Source organism: Heyndrickxia ginsengihumi, from assembly GCF_011008565.1.
GTDB lineage: Bacteria > Bacillota > Bacilli > Bacillales > Bacillaceae_C > Weizmannia > Weizmannia ginsengihumi.
In genome coordinates this window covers 12,648-38,480 of record NZ_JAAIWK010000034.1, presented here as the reverse complement: position 1 = coordinate 38,480, position 25,833 = coordinate 12,648, and the positions used below count along the sequence as shown (strand labels likewise).

The 25,833-nt window shown below is 36.1% G+C and carries 16 protein-coding genes; 5 read left to right on the top strand and 11 right to left on the bottom strand.

All coding sequences use genetic code 11. The features are described 5' to 3' along the window. Window positions 1–415 precede the first annotated feature (415 nt). Window positions 416–1,477, bottom strand: a complete 1,062-nt coding sequence (locus G4D61_RS16055; RefSeq protein WP_163174392.1) for a permease — start codon at window positions 1,475–1,477, stop codon at window positions 416–418. Between the two features lie 185 nt (window positions 1,478–1,662). Between G4D61_RS16055 and selD the strand changes: the two genes are divergently transcribed. Both selD and mnmH read left to right on the top strand, forming a co-directional pair. Beyond that, window positions 1,663–2,712: a selenide, water dikinase SelD gene (gene selD / locus G4D61_RS16050; protein ID WP_163174390.1), complete on the top strand. Its 1,050-nt coding sequence runs from the start codon at window positions 1,663–1,665 to the stop codon at window positions 2,710–2,712. A 116-nt stretch (window positions 2,713–2,828) separates the two neighbouring features. Next, on the top strand, window positions 2,829–3,872 hold the full coding sequence (gene mnmH / locus G4D61_RS16045; protein ID WP_163174388.1) for a tRNA 2-selenouridine(34) synthase MnmH: 1,044 nt from the start codon (window positions 2,829–2,831) through the stop codon (window positions 3,870–3,872). Window positions 3,873–4,181: 309 nt separating this feature from the next. On the opposite strand, the gene G4D61_RS16040 is transcribed toward mnmH, so the two are convergent. Next, entirely contained in the window at window positions 4,182–5,744 is a 1,563-nt protein-coding gene (locus G4D61_RS16040) for an ATP-binding protein (protein WP_163174386.1), read from the bottom strand. 452 nt (window positions 5,745–6,196) lie between these two features. On the opposite strand from G4D61_RS16040, the gene G4D61_RS16035 reads away from it, so the two are divergent. Continuing rightward, on the top strand, window positions 6,197–7,894 hold the full coding sequence (locus G4D61_RS16035) for a methyl-accepting chemotaxis protein (protein WP_052137941.1): 1,698 nt from the start codon (window positions 6,197–6,199) through the stop codon (window positions 7,892–7,894). Window positions 7,895–8,003: 109 nt separating this feature from the next. Here the strand turns inward: G4D61_RS16035 and G4D61_RS16030 are convergent, their stop codons facing one another. Beyond that, window positions 8,004–9,386, bottom strand: a complete 1,383-nt coding sequence (locus G4D61_RS16030) for a L,D-transpeptidase family protein (protein ID WP_035355761.1) — start codon at window positions 9,384–9,386, stop codon at window positions 8,004–8,006. Between the two features lie 349 nt (window positions 9,387–9,735). Next, window positions 9,736–10,689 carry a helix-turn-helix domain-containing protein gene (locus tag G4D61_RS16025; protein ID WP_035355758.1) on the bottom strand — a complete coding sequence of 318 codons (954 nt, stop codon included), beginning with the start codon at window positions 10,687–10,689 and terminating at the stop codon, window positions 9,736–9,738. A gap of 416 nt (window positions 10,690–11,105) precedes the next feature. Here G4D61_RS16025 and G4D61_RS16020 point away from each other — a divergent pair, with 416 nt between their 5' ends. Both G4D61_RS16020 and G4D61_RS16015 read left to right on the top strand, forming a co-directional pair. After that, window positions 11,106–12,458, top strand: coding sequence for a glycoside-pentoside-hexuronide (GPH):cation symporter (locus G4D61_RS16020; protein ID WP_163174384.1), 1,353 nt, complete (start codon window positions 11,106–11,108; stop codon window positions 12,456–12,458). A 63-nt stretch (window positions 12,459–12,521) separates the two neighbouring features. Continuing rightward, window positions 12,522–14,519 (top strand): glycoside hydrolase family 127 protein, encoded by a 1,998-nt coding sequence (locus G4D61_RS16015; RefSeq protein WP_235929389.1) that lies wholly within the window; start codon window positions 12,522–12,524, stop codon window positions 14,517–14,519. Window positions 14,520–14,701: 182 nt separating this feature from the next. Here the strand turns inward: G4D61_RS16015 and G4D61_RS16010 are convergent, their stop codons facing one another. The 7 genes from G4D61_RS16010 to G4D61_RS15980 form a co-directional block, all read right to left on the bottom strand. Next, the gene (locus G4D61_RS16010; protein ID WP_163174382.1) at window positions 14,702–15,787 is read right to left on the bottom strand and encodes an L-dopachrome tautomerase-related protein; all 1,086 of its coding nucleotides are present in this window, start codon (window positions 15,785–15,787) and stop codon (window positions 14,702–14,704) included. A gap of 198 nt (window positions 15,788–15,985) precedes the next feature. Continuing rightward, the gene (locus tag G4D61_RS16005) at window positions 15,986–17,650 is read right to left on the bottom strand and encodes a purine-cytosine permease family protein (protein ID WP_163174381.1); all 1,665 of its coding nucleotides are present in this window, start codon (window positions 17,648–17,650) and stop codon (window positions 15,986–15,988) included. Between the two features lie 199 nt (window positions 17,651–17,849). Further along, window positions 17,850–19,385 (bottom strand): amidase, encoded by a 1,536-nt coding sequence (locus tag G4D61_RS16000; RefSeq protein ID WP_163174379.1) that lies wholly within the window; start codon window positions 19,383–19,385, stop codon window positions 17,850–17,852. A 1,261-nt stretch (window positions 19,386–20,646) separates the two neighbouring features. Continuing rightward, window positions 20,647–21,306, bottom strand: coding sequence for a cyclase family protein (locus G4D61_RS15995; protein ID WP_163174377.1), 660 nt, complete (start codon window positions 21,304–21,306; stop codon window positions 20,647–20,649). 109 nt (window positions 21,307–21,415) lie between these two features. Next, window positions 21,416–22,876: an aldehyde dehydrogenase family protein gene (locus G4D61_RS15990; protein WP_235929388.1), complete on the bottom strand. Its 1,461-nt coding sequence runs from the start codon at window positions 22,874–22,876 to the stop codon at window positions 21,416–21,418. Window positions 22,877–22,962: 86 nt separating this feature from the next. After that, window positions 22,963–24,354, bottom strand: coding sequence for an APC family permease (locus tag G4D61_RS15985; protein ID WP_163174375.1), 1,392 nt, complete (start codon window positions 24,352–24,354; stop codon window positions 22,963–22,965). A gap of 611 nt (window positions 24,355–24,965) precedes the next feature. After that, a complete protein-coding gene (locus tag G4D61_RS15980) occupies window positions 24,966–25,823 on the bottom strand; it encodes a dimethylarginine dimethylaminohydrolase family protein (protein ID WP_163174373.1) in 858 nt (285 codons plus the stop codon). Between the last annotated feature and the right edge of the window lie 10 nt (window positions 25,824–25,833).

Below are 25,833 nucleotides of genomic sequence, written 5' to 3'. Positions count from 1 at the left end.
CGCCAGCGTTCGTCCTGAGCCAGGATCAAACTCTCCAAAAAGATGTTTGATATAAGCTCATAAAAAAATTGACGTTTCGTTTTGTTCAGTTTTCAAAGAACTATCTTACTATCATGTTTTAAAGACAAAAATTATTATATCATCTTGTCCCATTGTCGTCAAATATTTTTTAAAATAATTTTTTCTGTATCAGCGACGTTTATTATCTTACCAAGTCAGTATCTAATTGTCAATGGTTTTAAACAAAAAAATTTATAACCGTAAATCTTTTAATAAAAAGCAACTAAATGTTTTATTATACTAACATCTGTAAAGAACAGAAACATTACTTTTAAACCCTTTTTTAAAGAAAAAAATTAGAGGTGGAATTCCCCATCTCTAATTTTTTTCATTTATCTCTTACATTATTATTAACTTATAATACGAACTTACCAATTAATCCACTTACTAATCCAATAATCACAACGGATGTAATGACAAACAATAATACTTTTTTTGGAAATGACTTCGCTACAATTAATAAAGACGGTAAACTGATTGCTGGTAGCGTAATTAACAACGCTCCTGCGGGTCCGCCTCCAAAGCCAAGTGATAAAAAGGTTTGGATAATTGGAATTTCAGCAGCAGTCGGAATTACAAAAATCATCCCAGCAATTGCAAAGATAATAATCGCTATTAAACTATTGGCAACTGAACCACTTAATTCCGGGAATAGCCATACACGTACAGCTCCTAAAAGCAGTACAGATAATACATATGAAGGCACAATATAAAGAAGCATACTTCCTAAGCTTTTGAACCATCTTACTAAAAAGCTGCCTTCCTGTTTATCATCATCATGAATATACTGTTCTACATCGATCGGCTGAGTATCTTTTGTAAATCGATTGGCTAAGTAGCTTACACCAAAAGTTAAAATAAGACCAAAAACAAGACGTATGATCGTGAATTTCCACGACAATACAAAAGTCATAAAAATTAATGTCGCAGGATTAATCATTGGATTCCCAATCCAAAAGGCTAATGCAGCTCCGACTGAAACATTTTTTTTGCGAAGGCCAACAGCCATTGGAGCTGCACAACATGTACACATCATTCCAGGAACCGAAGCAATTCCTGCAATTGCTGTACTGCCAAATGATGTTTTTCCAAGTATTTTAAGAAGCCAGAATGTTGGTAATAATACTTGTAGCAAAGAGCCAAGTAAAATTCCAAGGATTGCTGCCTTCCATACAGATTGAAAATAAGCAACTGAATAATCTAAGGCAGAGTGCCAAGAGAATGTTGCATTTGCCGTATTTCCTAATATAGAAGACCCAATTGAATGTTGATTGGCTGCTAAAATGGATTTGTTATAATAAGGCCACCATTTTACATAAAGTAACCCAACAGCTGCGATTATTATAAAAGCAACAACTAACCAGAACATTTTTCTATGACTTAATTGCTGTTGTTGTGTTGTTTCTAATTGCAACATGGTACCTCCTTATCATTTTTTTTTGACATATTATTATACCATAATTATTAGAGGGTATTTGTGATTTTTTCTCGAAAGACAGAATTTATATGAAACTAGATCGTCCTTAATCTGCGCATTCTTTTCACTTTATTGACACGATATCTTATAATAAAGATATATATGTACAGAAAGGTTGTTTTCTAATGACAGAAACAAATCATATAAAGTTAACCTCTTTATCTTCAAAAGGAGGCTGCGGTTGCAAAATTGGCCCGACTGACTTGGCACAAGTTTTAAGAAATTTACCGCCAGCTGCTCCTAATCCCAATTTATTGGTTGGATTAGATACGAGTGATGATGCTGGTGTTTACCGTTTAACTGATGACTTAGCAATTGTTCAAACTGTTGATTTCTTTACTCCTATTGTGGATGATCCATATTCGTTCGGACAAGTTGCTGCAGCAAATGCGATTAGTGATATTTATGCAATGGGCGGAAAACCTTTAACAGCATTAAATATTGTAGCATTCCCTATCTCTACATTGGACAAACAAATCTTAACGGAAATTTTACGCGGAGCAGGAGATAAATTAAAAGAAGCTGGGGTTACGCTAGTCGGTGGCCATTCAATCGATGATAAAGAACCTAAGTTTGGTCTTGCTGTAACTGGTGTTGTTCATCCTGATAAAGTGCTTACTAATGCAGGGGCAAAGCCAGGGGATAAACTGATCTTAACAAAACCAATTGGTGTTGGTATTTTGACCACTTCAATTAAAAGAGACTTATTAGAAGAAGAAGAAATTGCTCGTGTGACAAAGGTGATGTCTACATTAAATAAAACAGCTTCGGAAATAATGAAATCCTATGATGTTCACGCTTGTACTGATGTAACAGGTTTTGGTTTACTCGGACATGCCTCCGAAATGGCAAAAGGCAGTAATACTAGTTTAAACATTTATAAAGACCAAATACCAACATTACCAAGAGTAAGAGAATTAGCAGAAAAAGGTGCTGTTCCAGGTGGAACAAAAAATAATTTTTCTCATTTAAAAGGTGATGTAACATTTCCTAAAACAATGGATCAAATCGATCAATGGATTTTATGCGATGCGGTTACATCCGGTGGTCTATTAATTGCCGTTTCAGATACAGAAGCAAATGATTTACTAGTAGCATTACAAAAAGCCGGAGTACAAGCAGGATTAATTGGTGAAGTGGTGGCAGAAAATCCAGGTCATATTTCTGTACTATAACCATTAACAATTTATTCATGATATTAAAAAAATCGGCGTAAAGGCCGATTTTTTCAATTAAATCCAGTGTCAAATTGTAATTTCTATTTACGTTGAAAAAGAGAGGTGGAAAGACTGTGTTTCAGGATATTTCAATCGAGGACTTACTCGAACTAAAAAAGCAAGGTAAACTTACCATTATTGATGTGAGATCTCCATCAGAATATAAAAACGCTACCATACCCGGTAGTTTAAATATCCCATTCTTTAATGACGAAGAAAGAGCTGAAATTGGAACAATTTACAAACAAGTAAGCCCACAAGCCGCTAAAGAACGTGGGCTCGAAATCGTCTCCGCCAAATTGCCAGCTTTTGTAAAAGAATTTTCAAAAATCGAGGGTAAAAAAGCAGTTTTCTGTTGGAGAGGCGGTATGCGAAGCCGAACTTCTGCTACTGTTCTTTCTTTAATGGGAATTAAAGTTGCGCGTTTAAATGGTGGGTATCGTTCATATCGTAATTGGGTCGTAGAAAAGTTAAAAACGATGCAATTGCAACAAAAAGCTTATATTTTAAACGGGAATACTGGCTCTGGTAAAACAACGATTCTTCATCGACTTCGCGCAGAAGGTTTCCCTGTTATTGATCTTGAAGGAATCGCAAACCATAGAGGATCTATTTTTGGACAAATTGGCTTAGAGCCCAATAATCAAAAGTCGTTTGACGCTTTGCTAATTGAGGAACTTGAAAAATTAAAGTCAGCCTCATACTTCTTACTTGAGGGAGAAGGAAAACGCATCGGAAAAGTTGAAGTTCCTGACTTCTTAATAGAAAAAAAAGAGAAAGGTACCCAATTATTTATTGTTATGCCTATTGAGGAGAGAGTAACACATATCTTAGAGGACTATCAGCCATGGAACCATGAGCAGGAGTGTCTAGATGCTTTTAATCGTATTAAACGGAGAATCCATACACCAATTGCAAAGCAAATTGAATCGGATTTGATTGCAGGAAATTATTCTTCTGCCGTCAGATTATTACTTGAATATTACTACGATCCTTTGTACAAACATTCAACGGATCAATATCCGGCCGACAAAAAAATTATGATCAATGTAAAAAATATTGATGAAGCAATACAAGTGATTCGCGAACATTTAGAAAGTGCTGCTCGCCCCCTCTAATTTAACATTGAGAAGAGGTTGGGACAGAAGATGGTAACTAAAGAAAACCGAAAAGTGTGCTCCACCCCGCTCCAAAAATATACTTCGCTTTCCGCGGAAGCTGGTGAGCCTCTGGCAGAAGCCTTCGTCTATTTCCGGAGCTGATTGGGTAATGTTCGTCTTTAACTAACCACTTTTGTGCTTTGTCCCAGCCTGTTTTTTCCTAATTTCACTATGTAAAAAAATAACTTTCCAATAAACCTATAAATTGTTTCATAATCGTTTAAAAATAGATTATGTACACTTCAACATCAAATTCAATCATAAACATTAAACTTCCTGAGGTTGTTTATGATTATAAATCACATCATTTAAGGCCACCTGAAGTGTTCCTTTAAATTCCGCTTGATTCATAAACCCTACTCCTGAAGATATAATACTTTTTACAATCTCAGCACGTATACCTGTCACAATGGTTTTGCAGCCCATCATTGAAATCCCCTCAATTATTTTTAATAACTGCCTTGTGATCTCACCGTCCATAGGAGCGGCACCGGAAAGATCTAAAATTAATATTTGAATATGTTGGTTTTCTATTTCATCAAACACTTTATCCTGGATTGTATGAACTCGTATCATATCTATTTTGCCAGTAACAGGCAGGATGCATATATCTTTATTAATAGGAATAATTGGTACAGAAAGATTTTCAACTAGTGTACGTTGCTTCTCTATCAATTCATCCTTATATGTTGAATAACTTATAAAAAAATGAGTAAAAAACTGATCTATAAGTTCATTAATTTTCTTTTCTAAAGCAAAAAAAGAATCCCTATTAGATTCTGAACCGTTTTTAATATCATAATTATACAAGAAATCCCATAAAGTTCTGCGGATTGCATGAACCCACTCCAGTTTAAACGCAAGTGTTAAAGAGTGCTTAGCCCATGCGATCCCCTCTTGCTTAGCGAATGAAATTAATTCATGCTCTCGTTCTTCCACTACAAACATTACTAATTTATGTGCATTATTTAATAGATTAATATTACCAATTTTATGTATCTCTTCGATTTTATCTTTTACATTGATCGCTTCATCAAGTAGTCGTTCTTCAAAGATTTTTCTATTCTTTAAAAAGAAGTCTCTAATGGAAAAAGAATCTTTATAAATTAAATTCAATTTTCTTACCACTCCTTTATCCATTTGCAGCCGTAACGGTATTTTGATTGTAAATGTTGTCCCTTGATTTTCTTTACTTTCCACAATGACTTGCCCGCCATGTTGATAAATAGCAGAAAAAACTTGGGTTAGCCCCATCCCTGTACCTTCAGCCTTTGTCGTAAAAAATGGTGTTCCAAGCAATGCTAATTTTTCTTCAGGAATGCCTGCTCCTGTATCTTTAATCGTCACGATGACCTCATTGTTTTGTAAAGCATGGGACAGTGTAATTGTCCCTTTTCCTTCAATAGATTCAATAGCATTTTTAATAAGATTAAAGAACGCTTTTTTAAACTGACTTTTCTTACCAACAATCAATGTCTCTGTATCTTTAAAATCCTTCACAACGGTAATATCGTACAATTTATCTTGAAATAGATTTAAAATAGATTCAATTTCAACTGCTAAATTAATAGATTGTAACTCTTCATCTTCTAATTCCGGCTTGGATACTTGAAGTAAATTATTTAGTGTCGTAATAGCATTATCTAACTCTGTCTGTGCAATATTAATATATTGACTATCACTTTCTTGTTGTAATAGCTGCAAAAAACCTTTCACAGCAGTTAATGGATTTTTGACCTCATGTGCAATTCCAGCTGCAATTTGTCCTACAGATGCTAGTTGGTTTAAATGTGTTTCATTCTCTAAATTTACTTTTTCTTCTTTTATCATTCTCTTTTGCTACTCCTTTCCTAAGGTGATGTTTTAAGAAGCAAGTAATCAGACGAAGCTTCCATTATTTATTTTCCAGCTTTTTTAATATTATCAGTATAGTTTTCCTTTTGAAAATTGTAAATTTATTCACCCCTTTGCACTCCAAACTAAAACAAAAACTATCACTTATGTGTTTTTCAAGTGATCGCCTTTTTTACCATTTCTCTATAAGTATCAATTTAATTGAATAAATTCGTATTTTCTTATTTCATTTACTTTTTTACTGGGGATCTTTTATCCGAATTAAAATCAAATTGTATTTAAATCTCTCGTCTATATAGTTAAATAGTCTTGTTTCTATTATAATAATCATGCAGCTATTTCAAGAAAAATAATGCTATTAGTCTATATGTTAAGGAAATTCCTATAAATTTATCATTTTATAATAGTAACTGGGAGAGGAATAAACATTGTCCACATTTAAAAATATGAGTATACGATCACAAATTAATCTCATTGTTGTTTCTACTATGCTTGTTCTTTCTGGCGTATTAGCCGTTATCGTCCATGGACAAGTTTCCAAGGGTATTAAACATTCCGCTTTAGCAAAAGCAAAAGGCGATGTCAAACTTGCATATTTATATTTGGAAACGAAATATCCAGGAGAATGGCATATTGAAAACGGAAATCTCTATAAAGGATCTTATCTGATGAACGGTAATAATGCATTAGTAGATGGGATCGGAAAAGCAACTGGAGATACTGTAACATTATTTCAGCACAATACTCGAATCGCAACAAATATTTCCTTAAATGGGAAACGTGAAATAGGTACGAAAGCTTCAGAAGCTGTTACCGAATCTGTGCTTCAAAAAGGGAAGTCCTATTTTGGGGATGCGAATGTACTAGGCAAAGACTACCAAACAGCATATATACCAATTAAAGATCATAACGGTAAAATAATTGGTATGTTTTATGTAGGTGCTTCAGAATTACTTGTAAGTAAAACCATTCACTCGATTTTCATGATTTTCTTAACTGTTCTTGCTGTTTTAGTAGCCCTTTCTATCAGTATCATCATTCTATATACAAATAGACTGCGAAGAAGAATACAACAATTATCAGGAGCATTAACTGAAGCTGGTAAAGGAAATTTCACCGTAGATATTACTGATAATAGGAAAGATGAAATTGGTCAATTAACAAGTGACTTTAACACAATGAAGACAGAGCTATCAACCTTAATTGAAAAGGTCAGGGGAAATACAGAACAATTACGTGGGCATGCCGTACAGCTTTCAGGCAGTGCAGATCAAACATCTAAAGCATCCGAGGAAATTCGTAATACGATCCAAGAACTTGCTTTCGGAATGGAAAACCAATTTACAAGCATAGAAAAAACATCGCATGTAGTTCAAAATGTATCAGGGATTGTTGATCTGATCGATATGCATACGAAACATTCGCTGACAAAGTCAAAAGAAACATCAGAAAGAGCAATAAAAGGAAATTCATCTATTAAATATGTTGTAGAGCAAATCCAATTGATTGAAAGGACTGTGAACACATTAGCGCACATGATTGAAGTGCTGGGTAATCGTTCAAATGAAATTGGTAATATTACAGAGCTTATTACAAATATTGCGGATGAAACCAATTTATTAGCATTAAATGCTAATATTGAAGCTGCCCGTGCAGGGGAACATGGTCTTGGATTTGCAGTTGTTGCCGATCAAGTTCGAAGATTATCTGAACAATCACGGCGTTCAGCAGAAAAAATTGCAAGTCTCATCACCTCCACCCAACAAGATACAAATGAGGCCGTTAAATCTATGAACGAATTATTAGACGAAGTACAGCAAGGAATTGACGCTGTAAATGAGGCGGGTGTTTCATTTTTTGAAATCTCGAATATGGTACAGAATATAGAAGAAGCGATTAGATCAATATCCAACTCTTCAAGTGAACTTTATCGGGGCACTAAACATATTATTGAATTATTTAATACAATTGAACAAGTAGCGCAAGAAGCATCAACAGGCACACAAAATGTCTCTGCTACTACTAAGCAGCAACTAGCATCTATGGAGGAAATTGCTTCATCCTCTGAAGTGTTATCTCAAATGGCAAAAACACTCCAAACAGCCGTACAACGTTTCCATATTTAGGCGCAATTGTAAATAATAGGACGAGTTCCAATGGATCTCGTCCTATATATGATGCAGTAAAACAACGTACCAATTTTTTTCAAATAACATTGAACTAGATGACCATTTCTCAATAAATAATAACCGGTTCATATTGGCTAATATTGTTATATACAGTTTTCATAGCACTTGGTGGTGTATTCACGCATCCACCAGATCCTTGCTTAAGATAGGCATCTTTTGCCCAGTTTTTTCTCCAGCTCGCATCGTGAAATCCGCAGCCACTATTCGTAAAAGGTGCCCAATATGAAACTTTAATAGAATAATTGGAATTTCCCACTTCGCTGCCTTTAAGAATCGACGGTGATTGTTTATACATAATGTACCACACACCTGTTGGAGTATCTTCGTGCACGTCATGTCTGCCTGTTACGACATTGGTCGTGACTTTTAATTTTCCATCTTTATAAACCCATATACGCTGTTCCTTAATCGATACCTCTACATATGTGTTTCCAATCCCATGATTCGTTGTCGTATGATAGCCGACACCGTTAGGGTTCCAGCCAACTCCGTAGACGTTATAGGCAAGGATCGTTTTCTTCCCTTTTTCAAGCGCCTCTTGAATGCGTTTTGCTTCTTCACCGATATCTATTGCCCAGCCGTATGATTCCCCTTTGACAGATATGACCGAGCCTGAGTGAGTCTTAAATGTATAGTTTTTATTTAAAGTTGATTGAGAGTGATTAATATCGTCCAACTTTTTCTCAATCCCACTCTTATCAATAACATATTTCATATTTTTCGTTACAGATGCATTTTTAATTAATTCACTTGCTTTAAAAGCATACACTTTGTCCTGTACCTTATAATTTACTGTACGTTGAACAAGTTCTTGCAGCTTTTTCTTTTCTTCTTTTATAATTGGCGAATTTTCCTTTATAGGTTGTATATATAAAGGATTTAAATGGATTTCACTATTGTAACTCTGTTTCTCATAATCTTTTAATAGGCTGGCGATATCATACTGCTTTCCATTGACACTTTTGGAAATGGAAATTTTCCCTTTCTTCAAATGGGCTTCGGCATCTTTAGGCACCTTTAAACCTTTATTCATCTTCAACAGCTTTTCTTTTATTTTCTTTTCCATCGTTTGCTGATGATCACGATCAACTTGGCTCGGTTTCAGTGAATAATTTTTTACCTTTGAAGAAGGGAAAAAAGTCTGCTGTTTTTTTAATAAATTTTTCACTTCGGATAAATCCTTATTCGTAAATCCCATCTTCGTATCTTTTCCATCATAAATTCTCTTTTCTCCAACATAAACAACATTTTTGGATACAGCTGATTTTAACTTTTTCAATGCCTGATTAGCCGTTAATCCCCCAACTTTTGTATTATTAATCGTAACATGTTTATTGAAATGGGTTGCCTGATAGTAATAAATGCCTGCGAATACAAGTAGCACTGCAACTACAAGGCTACTGATAATAATGATGTTTCTTTTGCTCATAGATTTCACCCCAGAAACTAGTATAATTATTTTAAAGATTAAAAGCACTTTAAAAACCCAATATACATTATCTATTCATTTATATGTGCAAATATTCAAGAAGCTTGATATTTCTCCATTCAGTTTAGCACATAATTCTATATACTCTCTTAACATTTTACAAATATCGAACTATATTTTTAGCAAAAGAAACTATAACTGGAAATATTTATTTCACGTTAGAAACATAGAAAAAAAGATCAAATCAATAAGATTTAATCTTTTTTGTCGTTGGGCCACCACTTATATATAAAATACGGTGGAAGGCCAATTAACGCCTATTATTTTGCAAGTAGTGATAAAGATGTAGTTATGAAGGTGGATGATATAAATGGGCTGGAATTGGAATATCGGGATCTACGGAAATTGTATTAATATAAGTATTAGGATACGCATCACGAAATTGGCTTGGCGTGATTCCTTCATAATTTTTAAATAACTTCATAAAGTATTTTTCATCCTTAAAATTTAATTCATAGGAAATCTCTTTGATTGTTTTGTTCGTTGTACATAATAGCTCCTTTGCTTTATTGAGCTTTAATGTATTGATATATTTTTTCGTACTCATTCCAATCCTTTTTTTAAAAAGCCGCGTTAAATGATCTGCGTTAAAAGAGAACATATCGGCAATTTCTTTTACACTTAAGTCTTCGTAAATATTCACACGAATCCATTCTAATATTTGCGAAAATCTCTGCGTATTTTCAGTATGGCTGGCTTTACTGTCGAGTAACTGTTTGTGATACTGTTCAGTCAACTCAATTAACAGTTCCGTTACTACATAATCAACGGCAAATGTACTATAGTAAGAAGCATTTGCGATGTCTAAAATCTGCTTCATCAATATAAAAGGTTTATCTGTATAGGTAACCCGAAAGTAAGCCGGTAAAAAGACAGAATTGTTAATGACTGCTTTATGAGCATCAATTTCATACGCGATTAAATGGTTAATCAACTGCTCTTTTGCATACGGAACAGCTTCTACTCGAGAAAAAAAGTGAAGCCAGAAAAAGCTTGCACCTTTTCGTGATGGACGATAGCCAAAATAGGGAACATCTGGAGGAATAAGTAATACATCGCCTTGTTGAAGTTCATATTGGCTGCTTCCTACTTGAATAAAAATGGATTGCTGTAACCCAATGATTAATTCAAAGTCTCTGCTCAACTGCATGTGTTTATGCTTCCAATCTTCAGAGCTTATAAATTGGCCGCATTTATAGTACGCCAGTGGTCTTTCAATATTGATTTTCCATAGTGAATCCATCTTTCATCACCTATACTTTTTCTTCTTTTAACAAATAGAATTAGTAACTGATTGTTTTATAATTGATTAACCTTCTATTTTTTAAACCAAAAGTCGGTTTTAAACACTACAATTGCCTAACAGCCAATTAGGAAACGCTATCATAAAGCGATTATACCATATATAGACATAATTACAGCATTTTATGTGACTAAAATGAATGCTATTCCTTTCATGATTCGTTTAAGAAGTCGGAAAAGGACACTAAAACTACATTTTCAGAAGTTCTCCCGCGACTAGAAAAGCGCTTACAATATGATAAAGGCGAAAGGAACCTTTCTTCTTTATCATAATGGCCATTATGAACTAAATACGCAATTGCCTTATAAGTACTGTTTTCTATCATACTTGAATGCTATTTTTGGGAGGCTATAGTTATGTCTAACACAACACTTTTATCTGATAAAGTTCCATTCCATCGCCGAATAAGCTATGCATTAACAGATACAAGCGGTAATTTATTATATTGCATCATCGGCGGCTATTTGTTGTACTTTTATACAGATGTTTTTGGTCTATCTGTAGGAGTAGCTGGAACATTGTTATTATTGACAAGATTAATAGACGCAATTGATGCACCTATTTGGGGGTTTATTATTGATCATACTAAAACGAAATATGGTCAAAGCCGACCTTATTTTCTCTGGCTTTGTATTCCATTTGCGTTATTTACAGTGTTAACATTCACAACACCGCAAATTGATGGATCATGGAAAATTGCTTATGCAACGATCACATATATTTTAGCTGGTATTAGTTACAGCGGTATCGCAACACCGATTACCTCCATTCTTCCAAATTTAACGAGAAATCCTAACGAACGTGTGATTCTAAATTCTTTCCGAATGGTTGGCGGTAACATCGGGAACTTTGCAGCCGTTACTTTTACTCTCCCACTAGTTGCTTTTTTTGGAGGAGGAAACAATCAAAAAGGATTCACGATGACTGTCGGCTTATTTGCTGTCATCGCAGTGATTATGTTCTTAATTGCATTTGTAGATTTAAAAGAAATTAACACAGAAAAAATGAAGGCGATTCCAGTTAAAAAAAGTATCAAAACAATAAAAGGGAATTGGCCATGGATAATTGTCGTTTCAGCTAATTTATTGTTTTGGGTTGCGCTTACGATTAGAACATCAACGCTTGTATATTATTTTGAATACAATATCGGTAATAAACATTTAGTCCCACTTATTAATGGAATCTCCATTATTCAAGTACTCGGTATGGCTGTCATTCCATTTATCGTAAAGTTTTCCTCAAAACGTTCAACGATGATCACCGGGTTCCTTCTCGCGGCAATAGGACAAATCATTATGTTTGTCGCTGGAACAACACTCAGTGTCATAATCATCGGATGGATTATCGGGTGTATTGGTTCTGGTATCGCTTGTTCAATGCCCTTTGCCATGCTATCAGATACTGTTGATTATGGGGAATGGAAAACAGGGATACGGGCCAGTGGATTTTTAACCGCTATTGGCAGTGCATTTTGTATTAAAGCAGGAACAGGCATCGGCGGTTTTATTCCTACTCAAATTATGGGTGCATTTGGATATGTTCCCAACACAGTGCAGTCCCACGCTTCCTTATTTGGAATTCAATTTTCGTTTATTTGGGTTCCTACAATTATTTTTACACTCGGAATTATCCCAATGCTTTTCTACTATAAATATGAAAAAAATGAACTACAAATACGAAACGACTTAACGGCTAATAAAGCAAGTTAATGAATCTTTTTTAGAAACGGTTAATTTAGAATACTATCACTTTAAAAGAAGGGAAGTTTTCACATGTCCGAGATGAATGTACAACATAATACTCCTATTCACATTCATAATGTGAACATTACCGACCAATTTTGGTCACGTTATTTAGAGATTGTTAGAAAAGAAATGATCCCCTATCAATGGGATGTGCTAAACGATAAGGCAAATATCACTATTGAGAAAGAGCGTAATGATGAAACCATTCCATCAGAAAAGAGTCATGCAATTGAAAATTTTAAAATTGCAGCCGGCTTAAAAGAAGGGAAACATTACGGCTGGGTCTTCCAGGATAGTGATGTTTATAAATGGTTAGAAGCAGTAGCATATTCATTACACCATACTTTTGATGAGAAATTAAAAGAATTAGCAGACAGTGTGATTGATTTATTGGAACTTGCACAAGAAAAAGACGGCTACTTAAATACTTACTTTTCCATAGAGGAGCCTGAAAGAAGATTTAAAATGCTGGCAGAAAGCCATGAATTATATTGTGCCGGCCATTATATTGAAGCGGCAGTTGCTTACTATGAAACAACCAAAAATGAGAAAGCTTTGCGGATCGCCTGTAAATTAGCAGATTGTATTGATGCCAATTTCGGCAATGAGGACGGTAAAATAAAAGGCTATGATGGTCATGAAGAAATTGAACTTGCTTTAGCAAAACTTTATCAAGTAACAAAGGAAAGAAAATACTTAAACTTAAGCAGATTTTTCTTATATGAGCGCGGAACAGATTCTTCATTCTTTGATCGACAACGACAAGAAGATACTGGTAAAAAAGCTGTCATTGAAGGAATGCACCATCGGCCGCTAAGCTATTACCAAGCACATCGGCCAATCCTTGAGCAGGATAGTGCAGAAGGTCATGCAGTACGGCTCGTCTATCTTTGTGCAGCAATGGCAGATGTTGCATATTTAAGTAAAGATAAGGAAATGCTCTCTGCCTGCAGAAAACTTTGGAAGAGTATTGTAGAAAGACGAATGTATATTACAGGCGGTATTGGCTCAACGGTCGATGGCGAGGCCTTTACTTCAGATTACGATCTACCGAACGATACAATGTACTGCGAAACTTGTGCATCGATTGGATTAATATTTTTTGCTTACAATATGCTAAAAAATGATACGAATAGTTCTTATGCAGATACTTTAGAAAGAGCACTTTATAATACCGTCATTAGCGGTATGGCATTAGATGGAAAGCACTTTTTCTACGTGAATCCGTTAGAAGTTAACCCGGAAAACAGTGCAAAAGATCCCGGTAAAAGCCATGTTAAAGTAACTCGTCCAGAATGGTTTGGATGTGCCTGCTGCCCCCCAAACCTCGCCCGGATGTTAACTTCACTTGATAAATATATATATACAATTAGTGATGATATCATTTACACAAACTTATATTTAACAAATCAAACATCCATTCATGTGAAAGGAACAAAAGTATCATTACAGCAAGAAACGAATGTTCCATGGGGCGGAGATATAAGGTTCCATATCCAACAAGATGCTCCATCTACATTTGGCTTAGCTGTCCGCATTCCAAGCTGGTCAAAAACATATAAAATTTATCTTAACGGAGCAGAAATAGATCAAAAGCCTAAAAACGGATATATCATCATTCATAGGGAATGGCAACAAAATGATGAAATAATTTTATCACTCGATGTGAATATTCAAGTATGGTCAGCCAATCCATATGTAAAAGCCAATGTAAATAAAATTGCTATCCAACGCGGGCCATTTATTTATTGTTTAGAAGAAGAAGATAACGAAAAAAACCTACATCTTATTCGTATCCCTAAAAATGAGCCGTTCAACTACCATTTTGAAACGGGACTTTTAGGCGGTGTCGGGGTCATCGAAGTAAACGCCAAAAAGAGAATTGTCCAAATGGAGTGGGATCATCAATTATATTCCACTGACTTACCTGAAGAATACGAAAAGAAAAAAATCACCTTTATCCCTTATTACTGCTGGGCCAACCGTTCCCCAGGCGAAATGCAAGTTTGGATAGAAAAAGAGTGACATCATATACTGACAAGCCCTTGAATAGATGCAATCAAGGGCTTTAGTTTATTTGTATAGATTTGCTGCACAAACGTGTTACATTAAAGTGATGGAATGAACCTCAGAAAAACTCGCTATTTTTGAGCAATACATAACAGTATGACTGCCCTTTAACTAATTGCTTGTTAGAAAAAAGCATTTTACATTGTATAGTCAGGTAGTGCATTAATTTTCATTCGTAATAAACTATAAGGCTTTTGCCGTAAATCTTTTCCATAATGGTACTTCGCCTGCCGATGTAATTGGTTTACAATGAAATATAAATATCCATCAGGACCGATCGAGAAAGTATCCGGCCATAAAATCCTTGGATCGTGGGCGATCGTTTCCATCGTGCCATCAGGTTTTATCATCCGGATACTGTTATTTTCATAGTCCCCTGCATACACAGTCCCATTTGCATCAGTAATCATTCCATCAGAAGCACCTTTTTCTCCCCAGTATTCCACATGAAACTGCAATTCTTGATCAGGAATAGCACGATCTCTAAGTACCTCTGTTGAAATTGAGTACAGTTGGCGACTTGACAGCGGACAAAAAAATAATATTTTTCCATCTGGAGAAATGGCAATTCCATCAACAGATGTTGTAAAAGGAGACACGGTGCCATTTTCGCTCCGATTCATTAACACTTTTCCTTCTACTTTCGGTAAAAAATAAGGATCCACAGAAGTAGCATGTGCCCCATCCAACCTTCTAAACGCCGTTCCAGTCTCTAAATCTACCACGATAATCGCCCCAGGTCCGTTGGGAGCAGAATCCGTAATATAGGCATAGCCTACTTTGCCAACACGGAAATCAAAACGGACATCATTCAAATAGGAGGTCGGCAAGACAACATCATCATGAAAAGTATACACTCTGCGAATTTGATTCGTTTTCAAATCGACTGCCGCTAATTTTACCGCCCCTTTTATCGGCTCAGAAAAATTGGGTGCTGCCGTATCAACTACCCAAAGTGTATCTTTTCCGTCCGCAACCACACTTTGGACACTAATAAATGACTTCTTGAGATTTCCATCGTTGACGCTATTGGTCTCCATACTAGGATACGGCAGCAATTTTCCCTCAACTATTTCAGCAACAGTAAATTGAACATCGTCTCCCCATTTCGGAAAACAAATGAAAATACGCCCTGTTTCAGAAACAGTGACACCCGTTGGCATTGCCCCATAAAAGGCATAAATGCTCTCTAACTTACCGAAATATTCCTCCATTGGCAACATTACAATGATGATCCTCCTATCCTTGATCTAATTTGAATATCACCAATGTATGATGTGAGTTCATATTGTGTATCTGTTCCTTCCTAAATTTTGAAAAGAAGCAGCTCTCTGAAAAGCTTATTATGATCATTGAAAATAGCGATTATAGTTAAAATAAAAACCTCTATCCAAATTTAGATATAGGTTTTTAAATTGGTCTTACGATATTTGTTTTTTCTCAATACTCTTATCCTCTTGATCTTGGGTTTTACACATATCATGGCAGGTGCTTTCTAGACTACAACACATTGAGCATATTGCCCCCTCATAAAAAGGACAAAAAGCTAAGTCATGGGTTTCATAATGATTACCGCAAGACACACATTTAATTTCATGATGTTGTTTAACATTATTGTTTGAAAAGTAAGCGGAACTATCACGGGCAATATAATATTTTCCTCTTGTAAGAATAGCGATAACAGGTGTAAGGACTATGGCTAATAGCAAAGATATAAAAGCAGAATAAGGTTTTAACCCCGCCCCAAATACTCCAAAATAGGTTGCCAGAGATAAAACGGATGCAATAATCATTGAACCAAAGCCTACAGGATTAAAATTATAGAGATGTGCTCTTTTGAATTCAATGTAAGTGGGACCAATTTTTAATATCCGCTTATTAATGATAATATCCGCAAAAACTGCACCAATCCATGCAACAGCTACATTAGAGTAAAAGCCTAATACTGTATTCAAAGCATCTATAATGCCCACTTCCATAATTAATAGACCTACAATCACTTGAAATATAAGCCAAATCACACGACCAGGATGGAAATGGAGTGTACGTGAAAAGAAGTTTGACCATGATAAAGATCCGGAATATGCATTCGTTGCATTAATTTTCATCTGTGACAGTAGCACTAAAAAGGTAGCAATAGTTAACGATGTAAGTGGGCTGCCAAAGACCATGCTAAAGGCATTTTCAAACATGGCTGCTGGAATGGTTGCTTTCTGAAGACCGAGGGCTACAGCGGTGTTAGCAGATAAAAAAGAACCAATAATTTGCTGAATCCCCGCTAAAATAACCCACCCAGGACCTGCACATATGACAGCAAGCATCCACACTTTTTTTGTTTTTTCGGTTTTATCAGGCATAAATCTTAAAAAATCGGCCTGTTCACCTATTTGTGGGAGAAGAGAAAGCAATACACCTGTTGCTGTTGCAAAAAGAACTGGAGAAAAGGAACCTGTATGATTAGAACCAGTAAAGTGGGTCCAAGAAGACATAGCTGTTTTATCCTGTGAAATCACACCAACAATTGCTGTAACGATTAAAATCAACCAAATAGGTTGAGTCCATGCCTGAAATTTAGAGAGCGCAGTCATTCCGAATAAAACAAGTGGAATGATAACAAGGGCTGCAATCAAATAACTCAACCATAATGGAATGTGAAAGAAGTCTGTTATTGCTTGACCCATGATCGCTCCTTCAAGGGCAAAGTATATAAAAGTAAAGGAAGCATAAATTAGTGAGGTTAATGTAGAGCCTAAGTAGCCAAATCCAGCTCCTCTTGTCAATAAATCCATATCAATATTATTTTTGGCAATCTCCATTGCTATCGGTGTCCCTGTTATAAATACAAGGACAGCTAAACAAAGCGTTGCCCATACAGTATTTATTACACCAAAACTTACTGTTAATGATCCACCTAGAGCATATGAGGCCATAGCCACATTTCCTCCGATTCCCGTAAGAAAAACCATCCAAGGAGACCATTTTCTGAATGATTTTGGGGCATAACGTAATGAGTAATCCTCTAATACTGGGTTATTAACCAAATTCGAATATTGTCTTTTTTGAGCCTTCTTTTTAGTGGCAGACATCAGATATACATCCCCTCTTACATAAAATAGTGAAAAAATAATATCATTTTTGATCATAAACATTATGAATATTTATGATTATATAAATCACTACCTATTAATGTTTCTTCTCAACATAGGAAATTCCATATGAATATCAGTGGTGATATAGAATTTGAATAAATAACTCCCCGTCAATGGGGAGTATATTTATTTTCGCTTAAAGGATTTCCTTTAAAGTTGGAGCACCTCTCAACTTAGTTACTTGCTCATAAGAATAGGCCATTCCTATGAGCTCAGCTTCGCTCCACATTTTACCGAAGAATGCGAGGGCGAAAGGAGATCCGGCCTCATAATAGCCCGCAGGTACTGTTATCAGTGGTAATCCACTTATATTAATTTCAGAGATTGTCGTTGATTCAACATTGTCTTCACGTATGGATGGCATTGCTTTAGGCATCTGAGGATAGACAAATCCATCTAACTGATGGTCTTCCATCACTCCATGAATGATGCGCAGGAGTTCAGATTTCACCTCATTAAATCTAGTTAAATTGGGCAAGACACTTGGATCTGCTTTTGCTGTTTCAGCATTAATAATATCTGACACTAAGGCAAGCGGACCATCTTCAGTCCAAGGCACATTGCCTGCCTTTTGAAAGACATTTTTAATCGAAAAAGTTTCATCCAGATTCTTTAAGTAGTTTTCAAGATCATAAAAGAAGGATTCCATACCTATGAACTGTGGTATTGTCTGCATATATGCTGCAAATCCTGTCCCTGCAAAAGGATCTGCAATCACTTCCGCGCCTTGCTGTTTTAATTCTTCAATAGCTGTAAAATAGAGCTCCTGTGTCTCTTTTGAGAGTTCCTCTGAACGCCAACCTGGACCATACAAGCCAATTCGTTTCCCCTCCAAAGAGTAATCTTCCAGAAAGTTAGCATAGCCTCTTTCTGGAAGATTACCAATAGATGCCTTAGTTTTTACATCCTCTTCAGAATATCCAGCAATGACATCGAGCATAATTGCTGCATCTTTTACAGTCCTAGCATGTGGCCCTAACACATCTCGCGTAGACCCTGCGAGCGGTGTTACCCCTAAAGTTGGCACTAAACCAAACGAGGTCTTTATCCCTACTAAAGATTGTGCAGCTGCAGGAACTTGAATGGATCCGGCTGTTTCTTCTGCAACACCTAACATCGCAAAATTCCCCGATACCGCTGTAGCTGTCCCACTACTGCTTCCACCTGGTGTAATAGCCATATTGACAGCATTATATGTAGGACCATCCCAACTGGAGTTTGCGTTATAAGCACAACTAAAAGCAGGGATATTTGTTTTTCCAAGAATTATTGCACCTGCTTCTTTTAATCGGGTAACAATCGGTGCATCTTTAGTTGGCATTAGCTCAATACCACCGGATTCTTTACTTAGAGGAGCCCAACCAAACGTAGATGGAAATCCAGCTACATCAACGGCTTCCTTTATAACAATCGGCACACCTGCGAGCGGACCTAGCTCCTTACCTGCTTCCCTCATACGATCAATCTCTTTTGCTTCTTCTACAGCATTTGGATTGATAAAGGTGAAAGCATTATAGATATGTTCATACTGTTCAATGCGATTAAGATATGAGCAAACAACTTCCTCGGTTGTATACTCTCCTTCCTCATATCCAGACAATAATTCATTTACTGTAATTTCTTCAAAGCGAAATCCTTCTTTCGTGGCTTGTAATAAGGAACTCTTTTTCATGATCTTCCCTTCTTCCCTTAAATTTTCACTCTTTCTAAAGAATCCTAAATTCATTGAACTAAACTACTGCTTGTTATAAATTTAAAACTTTCTAAATATTTAATCAATTGATTCAAGAGATTGCCTCACAGTGAAATTTAAATTTATTCTCATGAATCCATAGAAAGAGAGGAAAGATCAACCAAATACGATTGGTTGCTACTAGATTTTTGTGGGGAAACGGAAAACACCGTTATCAGACTATTGGTTTGATAGTAGGTAAAAAGAAAAAATAATTGAGGAATATATTGAAGTTAACAAGGAGTATCAAGATTAGACATCATCTAATCAAGAAGTACACATAATAAGAGGTATTGCCCTGCGAACATAAGAAATCAATTTTTAGATCGCTTCAAAAGTTACAGGGAGAATCAAAATTTTATGGATGGCTATAACAGCAAAAACAACTTGAGGACAAATTTACTAAATATTTAAAGCCGCGATAAGAGTCTATGAAAAAAAACGGGACTGCTTCGTTAAACTGTTTTGGTATGCCAACATTAAACTAAATCACTCAAGACTTTCATTGGGCAGAGATTATCCGAGGGTTCTATGAACTCTAATATAATCTCCAATTCTGATTTTATTGTTCCTAATTTTTGAAATATATTCTTTTTCGAATTCTGTCTAAAATAGCTCTGCCACGGCATAAGTATAAAAGTGCACTTACTAATGAACGTTTGGTTACGACAGAAAATTTTTATGAGTTTCTATCACAAAGGTTATTGGATACAAAAAATGCTTGGAAAGAAGATTTAAGGCGGGAGCTTGAATCCCATCTTTTTTTCTTTTTCTTAAAGTTAAATAAAAGGAGAGGAGTTGATTGATCAAGGATTATAAATCTGTCAAATTCCCCCTAAAAAACTACAGACTCTAAATCAGCAAAACAATCATTTCCGAAGTTACTTAAATAAAAATATCAATAATAAATTTAGTACTATTATTTTTGGTTACTCAAGAAAAAAGTGATAAAAATATGAAGTTCTTACATAAATCCAAGAAATATAAACTCTATGCTTGAGCTTTAATCTAGATAATTTGTTAGGTTAGAATGAGGTAGCTATTCTTTCAATAATGAAAACAAAATGTATATATAAATAGAAAATGCTTGACTAGTTAGAACAAATAAAAAAATTGAATGTGCTGCAACAGTAGCATTACATCCAATATCTACTAAATTTATATAAGAGCTGACGGTAGTAAACAAGATTCTTTCTATGTTCTAATGAAACATTTCAACCGCAACAGCACGTACTGGGGAACCGTCGCAACCAACAATACGTAGTGGAAAAGCACAGATGAGAGGGTCAGTAAAGTTAATCGCTGCAAAATTCGTAAGGTTTTCGGCAATGATTCCATTCACTTCGGCTATAGCATCATGTGCTGGAAATGAGTCTCCACCTGTGATGTCAATATTGATACAGTCTATACAAAACGTTCGAATTCCCCTTCGAATCATCTCATCTATAACTTCAATGCTCACATAAGGATGACGAAAATATTTCTCTTTATTTGCATATTGAGACCACCCCGTATGAAATAAAACAATTTTACCCGGTTCTAATTGCTCCAAATAAGACTCGACATCTGCCAATGTAATTTCCTCTTGCTCTCCTTTGCCCAAAACAGGAATCACCACCCCTATGCCAATAAACAGACTTAAATCCGATTCATCAATTTTTTGCCCCAGATTAGAAAAATGGTAAGGAGCATCTACATGAGAGCCTGTTTGAGAACCAATATGCACATAATGAAGGTTATATCCCTCTTTATCAATTGTTGTTGCAACGCTAATGTTTGGTTCAGGGTCTCCCGGATATATAGGAGTCTGATTATTTAATGGTAATGATAAATCTACTACTTTTTTCATTTGAAATACCATATATATCTATCATCCTCTCAATATTTAAGTGAACAATGCGTATAGGTAGAAGAATCAGTACCAAGCGGTTGCTGTTCTTGTTAATACTAGCTACCCAATTTATAGAATGTCATATTCTCTTATACCAATGATTAGAACCTAGCTTTTGATTGATATTTATATGTTTCCGTTCTATGAATGCAGAAAGTCCATCGGGACCTAGCTCTCTCCCAATTCCACTTTGTTTAAAACCTCCCCACGGGGCTTCGATGTGTGGCGTATGGTATCCATTAATCCAAACAGTACCAGCTTTTAATTGATCCGCAACCCGTTTCGCTCGCTCCAAGTCTTGACTAAGTACTCCAGCAGCCAATCCAAAGACTGTCCCATTCGCTAATTGAATAGCTTCTACTTCTTCTGAAAATGATTGGACCGTAATGACCGGACCAAAAATTTCTTCCTGAACAATCCGCATGTCTTGCTTTACATTTGTAAAAATTGCCGGTGTGATATAAAAACCATGATTTTCTAAAATTTGCTCCCCACCGAAATAAAGGTTTGCCCCTTCGGAAATACCTATTGCCAAATAATCCTGTATCTTTTGCAAATGTCCCTGACTAATAAGCGGCCCCATCTCTGTATGCTCATCTAACGGATCCCCTACAATAAGTGCACTCAATCTATTGGAAAGTCTTTTCAGAAATTCTTCATGCATGGATTCATGAACAAGAATACGGGAGGAAGCTACACAAACTTGACCTTGGTTAAAAAATGCTCCAAACATGGCCCAATCAACGGCATTTTCTAAATTCGCATCATCAAATATAAGCAATGGAGACTTCCCCCCCAATTCTAGAGATACCCTCTTAATGTGTTTTGCACATTGTTCATAAATCCATTGCCCCGTTTTGCTTCCGCCAGTAAATGACACTTTGTCAACAGCCGGATGTTCTACTAAAGCCTGACCTACCTTACCATCTCCTAATACAAGGTTAAAAACACCTTTGGGTATTCCGGCTTTCTCCGCAAGAATGGCCAACTTTATAAAAGAAAGCGGTGTAAGTTCTGAAGGTTTAAACACAACAGTATTACCGGCTGCCAAAGCAGGTGCCAGTTTCCATATCCCTAATAGTAACGGAAAATTCCAAGGTACAATTAGGGCACAGACACCAATTGCCTCATCTTTAACTCTACTAATGGTGCCATCACCCATTTCTTTTTCCCATACTTCTTTACACTCTACAAGATCTGCATAATATCGCAAACATGCTATAGAATCTGAAATATCTAAACGTGATTCCCGGATCGGTTTACCCGTATTTTTAGTTTCTATTCGTGCAATTTCTTCAGCAGATTTTTCTACTAAATTGGCCAATGAGCGCAGAACTTTTACACGTAATGCCGTATTACGGTGCCAATCTGTAGAGTCAAAAGCGACTCTCGCAGCATTGATCGCAAAATTAACCTGAGTCGCAGTTGCTTCCGTTACTTTTGTAATTATGGTAGCCGAAGACGGATCTAAAATCTCCCGAACCCCACCTTCACCTTTTACCCAATTCCCACATTGATACATTGAAAGTGTACCTTTCATTTTATTTCCTCCTTTTCCTAGTTGTTTAAACAAACCTCATATGATTCATTTATATCCCCACATTTACGGCAATCTATCATATATCTTCACGCCCCACCGGGCAAATCCCATTCCTGGTCCTCATTTTGTGGAACCACCTCGTGTTTCGTTAGTCTTGAAAGGATCACCATGATCAAAATAAAGCCTACCGTAATATATGGAGCTAAATTCATGGGATATGGTGGTATCGGATAGATATTGGAATATGCTGCATATAACATAGCTATAATTGAGATGATCGGAATGATCAGTTGATACATCTTCCAGTGTTTGTTCTTATAAAAGTAAACAATACCCGATGCATTGACAAACATATAGGCAACAAGCATAGACAAAGCAGTCACATATGCATTGTAGGTATAAAGAAGATTGCCATCACCTCGCGTAAGAGTATAAAAGACAATTTGAATTAGCAGAGCCGTAATCATTATTGTATTTACAGAAATGTGCGGTGTTTTGTACTTTGGATGAACATTGGATAACCCCTTATGAATATTGCCATCACGGCTAACTGAGAAAAGGATCCGAGCTCCAGTACACACGCATCCAATCACACATGAAAAGAGCGACATCGTCAAAGCAAGAGCAACTAAGAATGCATATTTTGTGGAAATATACTTAGTTGCCAAATCGCTTAAAGGCATCGTAGAAGTTGAAAGGGATTTGATTCCACTTGGAGTGATTCCAAAACCAATTACCTGCGAATAGCTTGAAATTAGGAAGAAGATAGCAATCCCTGAAATTGTTCCGATAATAACCCGCGGAATCAGTTTCGTTGGACTTTTAGTCTCTTCTCCAAGAGCTGACGTACATTCAAACCCTGCAAAGCTTAACAGTCCCATGACAACACCTTGACCAATTACAGCAAAGCTATTCTTTCCAATCCCAAGCGGAGCGAAACTCATACCATGAAAGCCAACTTTGAAAAAAATCACAACAGCCAAAATAAGAACTAAGGAAATTGAGACACCCTCCAGTGCGAGCATCACTCGTGTGCTCAGTTTGATATCGCAATAAGCTAGAACCCACATGATCAGTGAGAGAAACACCGAAATTGGTAGCCAATTAATATGAATATGAGCCATACCCAGTAGGCTTGAAACGTAAGATCCTAACACACCAGAAACACCAACCACAAGTGTGAAGTATGCCAAAAGCAACGCCCAGCCCGAAACTAATGCCATCTTTTTTCCGAGCCCATATTCCGTAAATTTGTAAAGAGAACCACTTGTTGAAAACATCTTATTAAATTTAATGATTGCTGTTGAAACACAGAAGGTAATAAGCACGGAAATGAGAAAAGTCAATGTCACCGAGTAGTTTACTAACCCTGTAATAAGTGAGACATTTAGAGCCATTGAAACAGAAGGTCCCATAACAGCCGCTGACAGTGCAATTGTTTCCACCAAGCTCAAGCTATCTTTCTTAAGATTTCCCATCGTAATCCTCCTTTTTTGCTCCTTATATTTTGATCCTTTTTACGACATCACTACAGCCGCCCCTTGAACACATCATCGCTCTTCCTTACAGCAGATAAATTACGTAACACTTTTTAGATGCTTGCCATCCAGCTTTTTACCAGTAAAATTAGGTCCGTCTTCTTCCATGTGCACAAAGCCTTTCAATAAAATTTTGTCTCATTAAACCTATCAGTCACTTTTCGTAAAGTTAATATAGAAAATTCTGATAAATAACGGCGTATGATGATTCCCGTTATTGATTCAACGAATCCATTATTATTTTGACCAATCAATTAGACAAACCCTTTACTCACTTTTAACCTAAGTCAGTTTTTCTTTAATGCAATTAACGATATACTCAGGAGGGTAACACTACGGTTATTTCACTACTATGATCAGTTGGAAAGATTTCTACTGACTCAACCCTATAAAAATTTATTTTCTCCACAAATTCTGTAGTTCTTCAGTTTCTGACAACGTTTAATTTGATTAGTATAATCCAAACCACCTTTAACTACTTTCTTAAATATAAAAAAGGAGAGAACTTAGTAAAATATTTTTTCTTTGAGAATCAAACGTACATTTGTGTTTTATTCTCCTCTTTCTAATGGGAATGTCATGCAATGAGGACCTCCTCCCCCCTTGAGAATCTCTTCCAATCCAACTTCAATAACTGTTAAACCTAAATCACGCATTTTTGCATTTACTTCAACATTATTTTCGAAGGAAATGACCCTGTCACGACCAATATTCTGAAGATTGCAGTAATGCTTAAATACCCCTTCTTGTGGTACGTTTATTAATGTGAATTTTCTTTTTTCGAGCATTCGCAGAAAAAAATCAGGCAATGCTTCTTTACATACAACCGCAACCTTTTCTCCAACAATATTAAAACACATATCTAAGTGCAGATTTTCTCTTGCACATGGAACACCAATCATACAGTATCCAAGTTCCTCCACTTGTCTTTTGACATTATGGAAACCGTCCCAATCAGTTCTTTCAATTACACCATGAGCAATTGTCGCCTCATCCAGAAACCAAAAATCTCCTCCTTCAAAAGCTCCTGCTGTAGTTCTCGCAACAATCGGTACCCCTAACTCTTTTAATTTCTTTTCGAATTGTTCCGACTCCCCTTTTCGAACAGGTTGTCGAAAATTCCCCATAATAACACCTTCAGCAATAGAAGCTCCAAAATCTCGCGCATAAACCATGTAAGGTAAATCGGGTACTGGTTCCATCTGAATCACTTCAACCCCATTGGATTTATAAGCCTGAACTAGTTCTGCATGTTCTTTCATGATTGCTTCATGATTTGACTTCTCTCCCTTTTCCAACCAGCTTTCTGTTATGACATTAATAGGTTCGAATTCATGATAGGTCGGGGGACAAAGTATTACTTTCTTTAGCGGAGTAATAGCACTATTGTTCCAAATTTTTTTAGTCATTTTTTATTCC